The following is an 11,148-nucleotide window of genomic DNA, read 5'->3' as shown; positions in this document are numbered from 1 at the left end:
AATAAGACCGACCGTCCACTGCGTCCTCGCTGTGTAATTGCCTGCAAGCATCACAGCCGAAGCCGCGACCTCACAGGTCTTTTTCAAAGGAACCTCATCCACCGAAATGGACGGGGTATCAACTTTTGGCGTTGATTTTTGGCACGCTGTTGAGTTCTCAAGGAACGGACGCTTCCTTTGTACTCACCCTCTCGGGCTTTCCTCCGGGCTTTCGTTCTGTTCTTGCGTTTCAGACTCTATCAGAGTCTGTCTCGCTTGGTTTCCGCCTTCCGGTTCTTCGCTTTCGCGTTTCCCTTTCCGGCGAGCCCGACTCTATCAGAAGTTTTCCACCGGATTTCCCGGCTTCAGATTCCTGAATGAAGAGTTGGTTGTGCCCGCTAGGAATTCAATTCCTGGGGGCGAGAAAGACTCTAAACCATCACTGCCGAACTTGTCCAGTTCGAGGCAACCGTTCGAATCTACCTCCCCGCAGCCGCCGTGTCAACGGTGTTTGCGGGACGACGAGGAGACTAGCAGCTCAGCAGGCTCGTACGCACATCAGGCCGCGGTAGGGAGCGTCGCCGTCTGGTCGGCCTGTTCCACGTCGCCCACGTCGCCGGCTCGGGCCGCGCGGCCGCCCAGGACGTAGACGTAGAGCAGGAAGGCCGCCTCGGCGGCCACGCCGATGGTGATGCGGGCCCACGTGGGCAGGCCGGAGGGGGTGACGAAGCCTTCGATCAGGCCCGAGACGAACAGGACCGCCGCCAGGCCGATGGCCATGCCGAGGGCGGCGCGGCCCTGTTCCGCCAGGGCCACGCGGCGGGTGCGGTGGCCCGGGTCGATGACCGTCCAGCCCAGGCGGAGGCCCGTACCGGCGGCTACGAAGACGGCCGTCAGTTCGAGCAGGCCGTGCGGGAGGATCAGGCCGAGGAAGACGTCGAGGCGGTCGGCCGAGGACATGAGGCCGATGCCCACGCCCAGGTTCAGCATGTTCTGCCACAGGATGTACAGGACCGGCAGGCCCAGGAAGCCACCCAGGACCAGGCAGATCGCGGCCGCCTGGGCGTTGTTCGTCCAGACCTGGGCCGCGAAGGAGGCCGCGGGGTGGCTGGAGTAGTACGTCTCGTACCCGCCGCCCGGCTTCGTCATCGCCTTCAGGTCCTCCGGAGCGCCGATGGCTCCCTGGATCTCCGGGTGGGTGGCTATCCACCAGCCGACGAGCACGCCGACGGCTGTGGAGATCAGCGCCGTGGGTATCCACCAGCGGCGGCTGAGGTAGACGGCGGCCGGGAAGCCGGACGTGAAGAAGCGGGCCGCGTCGCGCCAGCCGGACCGGCGGGTGCCCGTCACCGTGGCGCGGGCGCGGGCGACGAGCTGGGTCAGCCGGCCCGTGAGCATGGGGTCGGGGGCGCTGGACTGGACGAGGGAGAGGTGGGTGGCCGTGCGCTGGTAGAGCGCGACGAGCTCGTCCGCCTCGTCTCCCGTGAGGCGCCGGCCCCTGCCGAGGAGCTGCTCCAGGCGGGCCCACTCCGCCTGGTGGGCCGCAACGAAGACGTCGAGATCCATGTGCTTGGCGCTCCCCTGCCCCTGGTCCCTCTGGTTTCTCCTACTGCTTGCTTCGCCAGCTTGGCAGACTGGAGGCCGATGGGGCGGGGCAGGTCACGTGAAGGGTGTGCATCGGTGAGCGATCTGGTGACGGGGGACGCGGTCGTCCTGGGGCTGCGGCCGGCGAGGCTGCCGAGCCGGGCGCTGGCGATCCTGCTCGACCTGGTCGTGTACGTCGCCGGGTACCTGCTGATTTCCGTCGGGCTGGTGCTGGCCACCGCTTCGATGGACGGGGCGGCCCGGGCGGCCGTGTCGGTGGCCTCGTTCGTCCTCATCCTGGTCGGCGTGCCGATCGCGGTCGAGACGCTGAGCCACGGGCGGTCGCTGGGCAAGCTCGCGTGCGGGCTGCGCGTGGTGCGCGACGACGGCGGGCCGATCCGCTTCCGGCACGCGCTGGTGCGCGGGGCCTTCGGCGTCTTCGAACTGCTGCTGACCTTCGGGTCCGTGGCCTGCATCGCCTCGCTGTTCTCCGAGCGGGGGCGGCGGCTCGGCGACGTGTTCGCGGGGACGCTGGTCGTCCGGGAGCGGGTGCCGGGGGCGCGGGTGATGCCGGTGCCTCCGCCGCCTCCGTGGCTGGCCGGGCGGTTCGGCGGGCTGGACCTGTCCGCGGTACCGGACGGGCTGTGGCTGGCGATCCGGCAGTACCTGACGCGCATGGACCAGCTCGATCCGCAGGTGAGCGCCTCGATGGCGGCCCGGCTCGCGGACGATCTGGTGGCGCGTACGGGGGCTCCGCCGCCGGTCGGGGTGCCCGCCGCGGGGTTCCTGATGGCCGTGGTGCACGAGCGGCAGTCGCGGGACGCGGCGCGGGCCTTCCGGCAGCAGCCCGTGCCCGGGGCGGCTCCGGTTCCGTACGGGCAGCCCGCGCCCGTGGTGATGCCGGCCGTGGCGGCGCCGCCGGTGGTGCCCGTCGCGCCGCCCGTGGTTCCGGTGGCGCCCGTGCCCGTACCCGTAGAGCCGCCGAAGGCGACCGGGTTCGCGCCGCCGGCCTAGTCGGCCGGTCCGTCGGTGAAGGCCGACGGTGGGGTTTCCAGGTGTTCGAGTTCGATGCCGGGGGCCGAGAGGACCACGTCCCCCGCAATGTGGACCGTGTGGACCTCGCCGGTGTCCAGGGCGGTGACCCGGTACTCGTCGACCAGGAGCGGACCGCTGTCCGTGGGGTGTTCCGCGCGGTGCAGGAGGGCCCAGGCCTGGTCGGTCGTACGGGCCGCCAGGACGGGGTCGGTCAGGGCGACGAGGCGGACGCGGGTGGCGGGGGCGCCGGGGGCCAGGCGCAGCAGCCGGGCCGTGGCGACGAGGAAGGCCGGGGAGGTGCCGGTGAAGCCGGCGGCCCCGGGGACGTTGCCCTCGGTGGCTTCGGCTCCGGCCGGGTCGGTGCGGACCCAGGTGATCCCGTCGATGGCGGCGCCGCGGACCTGCCAGCTCGAGGCGTTGACTTCGAGGCGGATGGGGCGGCCGAGTTCGTCGACGGCCAGGTCGACGGAGCCGCGGTGCGCGCCGTCGGGTGCGGTGAGCTGCGAGACGTAGCGCCAGCCGGAGGGGCCCGGGGCGCAGTGGAAGTGCTCCTCGCCGAGGGGGGTGTGGTCGTGCGGGTCGTGGAGCGCGTAGCGGCCTCGGGGCATGGGGCGTCTTCCTGGGTTTCGGGCGGGTACGGGGCAGGCCCCCGGCACGGATGCCGGGGGCCTGACGCGTGGGTGCTGCGCGGGTGCTGCGGATCCGTGGGGATCAGTAGCGGTAGTGGTCCGGCTTGTAGGGGCCGGCCACGTCCACGCCGATGTAGGCGGCCTGCTCCGGGCGCAGGGTGGTCAGGCGGACGCCGAGGGCGTCGAGGTGGAGGCGGGCCACCTTCTCGTCGAGGTGCTTGGGGAGCACGTAGACGCCGGTGGGGTACTCGGCCGGCTTGGTGAAGAGCTCGATCTGGGCCAGGGTCTGGTCCGCGAAGGAGTTCGACATCACGAAGGACGGGTGGCCGGTGGCGTTGCCCAGGTTCAGCAGGCGGCCCTCGGACAGGACGATGAGGACCTTGCCGTCGGGGAACTTCCAGGTGTGGACCTGGGGCTTGACCTCGTCCTTGACGATGCCCTCGATCTTGGCGAGGCCGGCCATGTCGATCTCGTTGTCGAAGTGGCCGATGTTGCCCACGATCGCCTGGTGCTTCATCTTGGCCATGTCCGCGGCCATGATGATGTCCTTGTTGCCCGTGGTCGTGATGAAGATGTCCGCCGTCGCGACGACGTCGTCCAGCGTCGCGACCTGGTAGCCGTCCATCGCCGCCTGCAGCGCACAGATCGGGTCGATCTCGGTGACGATGACCCGCGCGCCCTGGCCTCGCAGCGACTCCGCGCAGCCCTTGCCGACGTCGCCGTAGCCGAAGACCACGGCCGTCTTGCCGCCGATGAGGACGTCGGTGGCACGGTTGATGCCGTCGATCAGGGAGTGCCGGCAGCCGTACTTGTTGTCGAACTTCGACTTGGTGACGGCGTCGTTCACATTGATCGCCGGGAAGAGCAGCGTGCCCTCGGCCATCATCTCGTACAGGCGGTGGACGCCGGTGGTGGTCTCCTCCGTGACACCGCGGATCTCGGACGCGAGCTGCGTCCACTTCTGCGGGGACTCGCCCAGGGTGCGGTTGAGGAGGGTCAGGATGTAGGCGTACTCCTCGGAGTCCGCCGTCGACGGGTCCGGGGCGGCGCCCGCCTTCTCGAACTCGACGCCCTTGTGGACGAGGAGGGTGGCGTCGCCGCCGTCGTCGAGGATCATGTTCGGGCCGCCGGTGGGGGTGTTCGGCCAGGTCAGCGCCTGCTCCGTGCACCACCAGTACTCTTCCAGCGTCTCGCCCTTCCAGGCGAAGACGGGGACGCCCTGCGGGTTCTCCGGGGTGCCGTTCGGGCCCACCGCGATGGCGGCGGCCGCGTGGTCCTGGGTGGAGAAGATGTTGCAGGAGGCCCAGCGGACGTCGGCGCCGAGGGCGACGAGGGTCTCGATGAGGACGGCCGTCTGCACGGTCATGTGCAGGGAGCCGGTGACGCGGGCGCCGGCGAGCGGCTGGGTGGCCGCGTACTCCCGGCGGATCGACATGAGGCCCGGCATCTCGTGCTCGGCGAGAGTGATCTCCTTGCGCCCGAATACGGCGAGGGAGAGGTCCGCGACCTTGAAGTCGGTGAATGCGGCAGTCATGTGGGTGCTGCTCCTCGTGACGTGGAGAGGTGGATACGGCTGAGCCGCGCACCGTCCATGGGACGGCGCACTTGGCGCTCAGTCCGTCGGGGGTCCTCTCTCCCCTCGGCCGGTCTCGAAGACCGCCCGACCGCCATCAGCAGCGACGCCTGACACTGATGACGAATCTACACCGATCGGCGCAGCGGGGCCCAGGGGACTTGTGGTCAAGTCGCAGCGGGGGTTCAGGGCCTACGGCGGAAGATTAGGGGCCTTTCGGACTTTTGATCCACCCCTTACATGCACGAGGATGCCGGTGGGTCGGGTTGTACGCGCGATCCCGCAGGACAACGCATGTGTCGTGAGGAGATTCCAGTGACCAGTCCGGCAGGCCCTCCCGAAGGCGGGGACGCGAGCGGGCGGAAGCCCGTGAAGATCGTCGCCGTTACCGCGTGCCCCACCGGTATCGCGCACACGTACATGGCCGCGGAGAAGCTCCAGCAGGCCGGCGACCGCCTCGGCATCTCGATCAAGGTGGAGACCCAAGGTTCCATCGGGGCCGAGAACGTGCTCTCTGACAACGATGTCAGGGAAGCGGACGCCGTCATCATCGCCGCCGACAAGGAAGTCGACCTCGACCGGTTCGCCGGCAAGCGGGTGCTGTCCACGGGCGTCGCGGACGGCATCCACAAGCCGGAGGAGCTGATCCGGCGCGCGCAGAGCGCGCCGGTGCAGGCCGGGACCGCGGCGGCGGGTGGCGGCGGTGGCGCCGGCGGCGGTGGCCACCAGCGCAGTCAGGCGTACAAGGCGCTGATGAACGGCGTCTCCCACATGATCCCGTTCGTGGTCGTGGGCGGTCTGCTGCTGGCCATCTCCCTGTCCCTCGGCGGGCACGCGGACGCCCAGGGCGGGCTGGTCATTCCCGACGGGACCTTCTGGTTCTACGTCAACAAGCTCGGCGTGACCGGCTTCTCGCTGATGCTGCCGATCTTCTCCGGATACATCGCCTACGCGCTGGGCGACCGGCCTGCCCTCGTACCCGGCATGATCGGCGGTTTCCTCGCCGCGGACGCCGTGAAGATCTACGGGGCCGACGCGAACGCCGGCTTCCTGGGTGCCATCGCGACGGGCTTCCTCGCGGGCTATCTGGTCATGTGGATCAAGAAGGTCAAGGTCCCCAAGGTCATCCAGCCGATCATGCCGATCATCGTGATCCCGATCGTGTCGACCGTGGCCCTGGGCTTGTTCTACATCTACGTGATCGGCAAGCCGATCTCCTGGGTCTTCACCAACCTGACCAACTGGCTGAACGGGATGACCGGCTCCAGTGCGATCGTGCTGGGCGCCCTGATCGGCCTGATGATCGCCTTCGACATGGGCGGCCCGGTCAACAAGACCGCCTTCCTCGTCGCCGTCGGCCTCATCGGCACCAACAACCACGTCATGGGCATGGCCGCCGCGGCCATCCCCGTCATGCCGCTCGGCCAGGGCCTGGCCACGCTGCTGCGCCGCAAGCTCTACAACGACGAGGAGAAGGAGACCGGCCTCGCCGCCCTGTTCATGGGCTTCTTCGGCATCTCCGAGGGAGCGATCCCCTTCGCCGCCGCCAGGCCCGCGCAGGTCATCCCCGCGAACATGCTCGGTGGCGCGGTGGCCGGTGCGATCGCCGGTGTGGCCGGGGTCCAGGACTCGGTGCCGCACGGTGGTCCGATCGTCTCGCTGTTCGGTGCGATCGACGGTGTCGCGATGTTCTTCGTGGCCATCGCCGCCGGTGCGGTCGTGACCGCGCTGACGACGAACGCGCTGATCGAGTTCAAGCTGCGCCGGGAGGGCGTCACCGCCGGTCCCGCTGTCCTCGCGCCGGAGCCGGCCCTGGTCGGCGCGGGTGCCCCCGTGGGTGCCGGCGGCGGTGCCGGTGCGGCTGCCGCCGCGGGTGCGGGTGCGGGAGCAGCCGGGACGGCCGTACGGGCACAGCCCGCGGCTGCGGCTCCGGTGGCTGCGGGCGGACCGCCCGAGGTGCTGTCCGGGTACCTCACCGAGCAGACCGTGAAGACGGAGCTGGCCTCGGACTCCAAGGAGGCCGCGATCCGCGAGATGGCGGAGATGCTGGCCACGACCGGCAACGTCACCGATGTGGACGAGCTCGTACGGGTCGCCCTGGCCCGGGAGGCGCAGGGCACGACGGGCCTCGGCGAATCCATCGCCATCCCGCACGCCAAGACGGACTCGGTGACCCGCCCGACGGTGGGCTTCGCCCGGTCCGACGAGGGCATCGAGTGGGGCGCCCTGGACGGGACGAAGGCCCGGCTGGTCTTCATGATCTCCGTGCCGGAGGCCGCCGCCGGGGACGAGCACCTGCGGATCCTGGCGCTGCTGTCGCGCAAGCTGATGGACACCGGCTTCCGGGAGCGGCTGCAGGCCGCGCCCGACAAGCCCGCGATCCTGGACGTGCTGCGCGAGATCCAGTAGCCGCGATGCGCGAAGAGGCCCCCCTGCGTGCGCACAGGGGGGCCTCTTCGGGTCCGGGCGTCGGGCGTCGGGTCAGTGGCCCGGGTTGGTGCCCTTGGCGGCGGCCTCGGCGCTGAAAATGTCCGGCTCCAGGTAGATCACGCGGGCGATCGGGACCGCCTCGCGGATGCGGGCCTCGGCGGCGTTGATGGCGTTGGCCACCTCGGTCGCGGTGCCGTCGCTCTGGACGGCGATCTTCGCGGCGACCAGGAGCTCCTCGGGGCCGAGGTGCAGGGTGCGCATGTGGATGACGGCGGTCACGACGTCCCCGTCGACGACCGCGGCCTTGATCTTCTCGACGTCCTCGGTGCCGGCGGCCTCGCCGAGCAGCAGGGACTTGGTCTCGGCCGCGAGCACGATGGCGATGATGATCAGCAGGATGCCGATGCACAGGGTGCCGATGCCGTCCCAGACGCCGTTGCCGGTCACCAGGGCGATGCTGACGCCGGCGAGCGCGAGGACGAGGCCGACGAGGGCGCCGAGGTCCTCCAGGAGGACCACGGGGAGCTCGGGGGCCTTGGCGCGCTTGATGAACTGGCCCCAGGTGAGGCTGCCGCGGATCTCGTTCGACTCCTTGATCGCGGTGCGGAAGGAGAAGGTCTCCGCGATGATCGCGAAGATGAGGACGCCGACCGGCCAGTACCAGTGCGTGATCTCGTGCGGGTCGTGGATCTTCTCGTAGCCCTCGTAGATGGCGAACATGCCACCGACGGTGAACAGCACGATGGAGACCAGGAACGCGTAGATGTAGCGCTCGCGCCCGTACCCGAAGGGGTGCTGCGGAGTCGCTTCGCGCTGGGCCTTCTTGCCGCCCAGGAGCAGCAGGCCCTGGTTGCCGGAGTCCGCCAGCGAGTGGACGCTTTCCGCGAGCATCGACGACGAGCCGCTGAAGACGAAGGCCACGAACTTGGCCACCGCGATGGCCAGATTGGCGACAAGTGCCGCCACGATCGCCTTGGTACCGCCCGACGCACTCATGGTTGCGATGTGTCCCTTCCTCGGTGCGGCGCCCCGGGCCGGGACGCCGCGCTACGGCCGCAGATTCTCACAGCCACCGAGAGGGACGGTACGTCAGACCACCATGGTGGCGCGGAAGACGGTGCCGGTTCCGGACAGTTCGACCTTTTCGCCTGCCGGTACGAAGACCGATTCGCCGGGTGCCAGCGCCAGTTCGCCGGACTTCGTGGAGTCCGCCTTCGGGGAGCCGGCCGTGCACAGCAGGATCTGCGCGGTGGCGTCGGGGACCAGCCGGGGGGCGCCGCCAGGGGCCAGGACGAAGCGGGAGAGCCGGAACTCGTCGATGGGGGTCTCGTAGACCTCCTCGCCGTTGCCCTCCGGGCGCAGGATGCCGGGGTCGCCGGGCTCGAAGGCGACGACCTTCAGCAGTTCCGGCACGTCGACGTGCTTGGGGGTGAGCCCGCAGCGCAGGACGTTGTCGGAGTTGGCCATGAGCTCGACGCCGAGGCCGTCGAGGTAGGCGTGCGGGATGCCGGCGCCGAGGAACATGGCTTCGCCTGGCTGGAGTTGCACGTGGTTGAGGAGCATCGCGGCGATGACGCCCGGGTCGCCCGGGTAGTGGTGCACGAGTCCGGCGTACGGGGCGTACGGGCCCCGGAGCCGCTCGGCGGCGGCCGCGGCCTCGGTGACCGTACGGGCCATCTCGGCGCGGTCCGCGGTCAGTACGGCCGTGAGCACCTCCCGCAGGGCCGCCTCCTCGGGGTGTGCCCGCAGGAGGTCGGCGTAGGGCTTCAGGGAGTTGACGCCGAGGCCCTCCAGCAGGGCGGCGGCCTCCAGCGGCGGGCGGAACCCGGACAGTCCCTCGAAGGGGGTGAGGGCGCAGACCAGCTCGGGCTTGTGGTTGGCGTCCTTGTAGTTGCGGTGCGGTGCGTCGATCGGGACGCCGCGGCGCTCCTCGTCCTCGAACCCGGCCTTCGCCTGGGCGAGGTCGGGGTGGACCTGGAGGGAGAGCGGGGCACCGGCGGCGAGGAGCTTGAAGAGGAAGGGGAGCCTGGGGCCGAACTTGCGGACGGCGGCCACTCCCAGTTCGCCTTCGGGGTCTGCCGCGATGACGTCCGAGAGGGCGCTCTCGCCTGCTCCGCGGTCGAGGCGGGAGGGTGCGCCCGGGTGGGCGCCCATCCACAGCTCGGCCTGGGGTTCGCCGGTGGGTGCGACTCCGATGAGCCCGGGGATCGCGGTGGTCGATCCCCAGGCGTAGGGGCGGATCGTGTTCGTGAGGCGGTCCATCGGTCGTCTTCCTGGGTAAGAGAGGCGCGTTCGTGCGCCTCAGCTGTGTCCCCCGGAGGCCAACGCCAGGTAGGCGGTGGCGAAATCCGTGACGGCGAGGAGTTCGGCGAGCTGTTCCAGCTCTGTGCCCTCCTCCGGTTCGAGCTCGCTGATGGCCGTGTCGTGGCTGAGGGCGAGCTCTCGTGCGGCAGGGGCGGCTGTCAGTCCGCCTGCGGGCCTGTCGCGCAACAGGACGATGCGTGCGCGAAGGGCCTGCGGTTCTTCCACTCGGTCGCGGAAGAAGTCGTCGGGGTCGGCGCCGGCGGCGAAATCGCCGGCGAGCAGGACCCCGTGGGCCGGAAGTGCCTCGGGAAGGTCGGCGGCGAGTGCGGGTCGGCCGGCGAGTTCGGCGAGGGTGGCGGCGAAGCGGCGCCCGGCGGGTCCGGCGGCGGCGCCCTCGCTCCAGATGAGCGGGAGGGAGTCGGCGAGCTCGGAGGCGAGGGTCTTGGCCGGGTTGGAGTAGGTGACGATGGCGGGGCCGCAGCGTTCGGCCGTGCGGTCGAGCCGGTCGGCGACGAGCTGCAGGGTGTGCGGGTCGGCGGTGATCAGCCCGACCCGGTCGAGGAGCACCAGCAGCGGGGTCAGCAGGGCCCAGAGGGCGCCGGGGCCGGCCGCGGCGGACTCGTCGTACTCCTGGTACGGGGCCTTGGCCATCGGTACGAGGAGCCCGTGCGCGCCGTCCACCGCTTCGCTCAGCGGCGAGCGCTCGGGGGCGACGGCTACGACGGTGGAGCCGCGCCGGTAGGCCTGCTCGGCGAGGACGGCGAGGCCGGGCTCGGTTCCGTCGGTGGTGGCGATGAGCAGCAGGTCGACGGGGCCGGCCCAGCCGGGCAGGGTCCAGCGCAGGGCCCCGGCGGCGTGCGCGACGCCGGTCGGGTGCAGCCGGATGACGGGCGCGGAGGCGCCGGCGAGCGCGCCGAGCAGGTCGGCGACCCCGGTCGCGGCGGTGCCGGGCCCGGCGATGAGGACCGCGCGGGGGCGGCCGTCGGGGCGCAGGTCGGCGAGGCCGGCCTCGGTGGCGTGCCGGGCCGCGGTGCGTACCCGGGCGCCGGCGTCGGCGGCGCCGCGGAGCAGGCCGCGGCGGTCGGCGCGGGCGAGATCGTCAGGTGCGTCGAGGAGCGACTCGTCGAGCATGGCGGCCTCCGGCTGTGTGGGTGACGGAACCTGTGTGTGACGGAACCAGTCTCAGCGTTTGCGCGGGGTGGCGGTAGGAGGCTCAGGCGGGGCGGCGTGCCTCGTCGACGAGGAGTACGGGGATGCCGTCGCGGACCGGGTAGGCGAGACCGCAGTCCTGGCCTCCGGTGCAGATCAGCTCGGGGGTCTCCGCGTCGGCCGACTTGTCCTGGAGGGGCGAGTGGCAGGCGGGGCAGGCGAGGATCTCCAGGAGACCGGCTTCGAGCGGCATGGGGTTCCCTTCGGGGATGTGGATCGGGCCAGGTCAGCCTACCGCCGAGTCACCTTTGGTGACGGGTTGAGGAGACCTCTGGTGCGGGGTGGAGCTGTGCTCCGCTGGGGACCTGGAGGGGGCTCGGCGGTACGGCGGTGTAATCGGGTGCGGGTCCGCTGCTGGGGCTCCGCCCCAGGCCCCGCGCCTCAAACGCCGGCGGGGCTGGGTGT

Annotated in this window: 9 protein-coding genes; 2 read left to right on the top strand and 7 right to left on the bottom strand. The window is 70.8% G+C overall.

The window, feature by feature from the left end:
• Positions 1 to 537: 537 nt before the first annotated feature.
• A complete protein-coding gene (locus AC061S_RS43545) occupies positions 538 to 1,545 on the bottom strand; it encodes a stage II sporulation protein M (protein WP_478691426.1) in 1,008 nt (335 codons plus the stop codon).
• 114 nt (positions 1,546 to 1,659) lie between these two features.
• Here AC061S_RS43545 and AC061S_RS43540 point away from each other — a divergent pair, with 114 nt between their 5' ends.
• Positions 1,660 to 2,577: an RDD family protein gene (locus AC061S_RS43540; protein WP_478691425.1), complete on the top strand. Its 918-nt coding sequence runs from the start codon at positions 1,660 to 1,662 to the stop codon at positions 2,575 to 2,577.
• Here the strand turns inward: AC061S_RS43540 and AC061S_RS43535 are convergent.
• Together AC061S_RS43535 and ahcY are read right to left on the bottom strand one after the other, a co-directional pair.
• Positions 2,574 to 3,206, bottom strand: a complete 633-nt coding sequence (locus tag AC061S_RS43535; protein WP_478691424.1) for a hypothetical protein — start codon at positions 3,204 to 3,206, stop codon at positions 2,574 to 2,576. The genes AC061S_RS43540 and AC061S_RS43535 overlap by 4 nt on opposite strands.
• A 103-nt stretch (positions 3,207 to 3,309) precedes the next feature.
• Positions 3,310 to 4,761, bottom strand: coding sequence for an adenosylhomocysteinase (ahcY, locus tag AC061S_RS43530; protein ID WP_478691423.1), 1,452 nt, complete (start codon positions 4,759 to 4,761; stop codon positions 3,310 to 3,312).
• Between the two features lie 354 nt (positions 4,762 to 5,115).
• Between ahcY and AC061S_RS43525 the strand changes: the two genes are divergently transcribed.
• A complete protein-coding gene (locus tag AC061S_RS43525) occupies positions 5,116 to 7,209 on the top strand; it encodes a fructose-specific PTS transporter subunit EIIC (RefSeq protein ID WP_478691422.1) in 2,094 nt (697 codons plus the stop codon).
• 72 nt (positions 7,210 to 7,281) lie between these two features.
• Here AC061S_RS43525 and AC061S_RS43520 read toward each other — a convergent pair whose 3' ends face one another.
• The 4 genes from AC061S_RS43520 to AC061S_RS43505 all read right to left on the bottom strand — a co-directional run bounded on the left by AC061S_RS43520 (position 7,282) and on the right by AC061S_RS43505 (position 10,936).
• Positions 7,282 to 8,226: a cation diffusion facilitator family transporter gene (locus AC061S_RS43520; RefSeq protein ID WP_478691421.1), complete on the bottom strand. Its 945-nt coding sequence runs from the start codon at positions 8,224 to 8,226 to the stop codon at positions 7,282 to 7,284.
• Positions 8,227 to 8,319: 93 nt separating this feature from the next.
• On the bottom strand, positions 8,320 to 9,492 hold the full coding sequence (gene manA, locus AC061S_RS43515) for a mannose-6-phosphate isomerase, class I (RefSeq protein ID WP_478691420.1): 1,173 nt from the start codon (positions 9,490 to 9,492) through the stop codon (positions 8,320 to 8,322).
• Positions 9,493 to 9,531: 39 nt separating this feature from the next.
• Positions 9,532 to 10,665, bottom strand: a complete 1,134-nt coding sequence (locus AC061S_RS43510; RefSeq protein ID WP_478691419.1) for an SIS domain-containing protein — start codon at positions 10,663 to 10,665, stop codon at positions 9,532 to 9,534.
• An 82-nt stretch (positions 10,666 to 10,747) separates the two neighbouring features.
• Positions 10,748 to 10,936, bottom strand: coding sequence for a Trm112 family protein (locus AC061S_RS43505; RefSeq protein ID WP_478691418.1), 189 nt, complete (start codon positions 10,934 to 10,936; stop codon positions 10,748 to 10,750).
• Positions 10,937 to 11,148 lie beyond the last annotated feature (212 nt).

This window comes from Streptomyces sp. CA189 (genome assembly GCF_056428985.1).
This window is presented reverse-complemented; position numbering and strand designations above follow the sequence as displayed.

Coding starts and splice junctions, on each gene's coding strand:
- manA (WP_478691420.1), bottom strand. CDS start 9,492: ATGGACCGCCTCACGAACACGATCCGCCCCTACGCCTGGGGATCGACC.
- ahcY (WP_478691423.1), bottom strand. CDS start 4,761: ATGACTGCCGCATTCACCGACTTCAAGGTCGCGGACCTCTCCCTCGCC.
- AC061S_RS43510 (WP_478691419.1), bottom strand. CDS start 10,665: ATGCTCGACGAGTCGCTCCTCGACGCACCTGACGATCTCGCCCGCGCC.
- AC061S_RS43535 (WP_478691424.1), bottom strand. CDS start 3,206: ATGCCCCGAGGCCGCTACGCGCTCCACGACCCGCACGACCACACCCCC.
- AC061S_RS43545 (WP_478691426.1), bottom strand. CDS start 1,545: ATGGATCTCGACGTCTTCGTTGCGGCCCACCAGGCGGAGTGGGCCCGC.
- AC061S_RS43505 (WP_478691418.1), bottom strand. CDS start 10,936: ATGCCGCTCGAAGCCGGTCTCCTGGAGATCCTCGCCTGCCCCGCCTGC.
- AC061S_RS43520 (WP_478691421.1), bottom strand. CDS start 8,226: ATGAGTGCGTCGGGCGGTACCAAGGCGATCGTGGCGGCACTTGTCGCC.